Below are 818 nucleotides of genomic sequence, written 5' to 3' on the forward strand. Positions count from 1 at the left end.
CAGGACGCCGGCGGTCCAGGCCCAGCCCGGGACCTGCGGAGCCAGCCGGGTGCCGGGCACCCACCACACGATGACGGCGAAGGCCCAGGCGGTGCCGACGGCGCGGCGCTCCACGTCGGGCCGCCCGGAGCGCAGCCGCAGCAGCGGCAGCCCGATCGCGAGCAGGCCCACGACGACCACCGCGAGGGTGGTCTGGAGCGTCCGGCCGGGCGGCTGGGTGGCCACCAGGGCGGCCAGGCCCGCGACGGTCAGTGCGGTGGCCGGTGCGGTGGCGAGGAGCCGGCGACGGCTCGTGCGCACGACGGGTGTGGTCATGGCGTCCCTCTCGTCGAGTGATCCGAACTTGTTCGCAATGTACTAGAACAATAGTGTCTGCGCATCCCCCGGGGACCGGCTAGCGTCACGGCCATGGCGCTCGACCCCGCGTTCCGGACCGTGCTCGACACCCTCGCCGGGGCGGGGGCCCTGCCGCTGGTCCGCGACGGCGACCCGGTCGCCACCCGGGCCCACTACCGGTCGCTCGCCCTGGCCCGACGCGGTCCGGGGTTCGTCCCCGAGCAGGTCGGCCGGGTCGACGACGACACCGTCCCCGGCCCGGCGGGCCCGGTGCCGCTGCGCACCTACGTCCCCGAGGGCGACGACGGCGCGGCCGTGGTGCTCTACCTGCACGGCGGCGGCTGGGTCGTCGGGGACCTGGAGACCCACGACCCGGTGTGCCGGCGGGTGGCGAATGCGACCGGCGCGGTCGTCGTCGCGGTGGACTACCGGCTCGCGCCCGAGCACCCGCACCCCGCGCCGCTCGACGACGCCTGGGCCGC

General features: G+C 76.7%; 2 protein-coding genes. One reads left to right on the forward strand and one right to left on the reverse strand.

The window, feature by feature from the left end; translation table 11 throughout:
- On the reverse strand, nt 1-315 hold a 315-nt coding region (locus GTW08_RS05500), incomplete at its 3' end, for a hypothetical protein (RefSeq protein WP_202416433.1).
- Between the two features lie 93 nt (nt 316-408).
- On the opposite strand from GTW08_RS05500, the gene GTW08_RS05505 reads away from it, so the two are divergent.
- On the forward strand, nt 409-818 hold a 410-nt coding region (locus GTW08_RS05505), incomplete at its 3' end, for an alpha/beta hydrolase fold domain-containing protein (protein ID WP_161151507.1).

It is taken from the genome of Pseudonocardia sp. SID8383 (genome assembly GCF_009864975.1).
GTDB lineage: Bacteria > Actinomycetota > Actinomycetes > Mycobacteriales > Pseudonocardiaceae > Pseudonocardia > Pseudonocardia alni.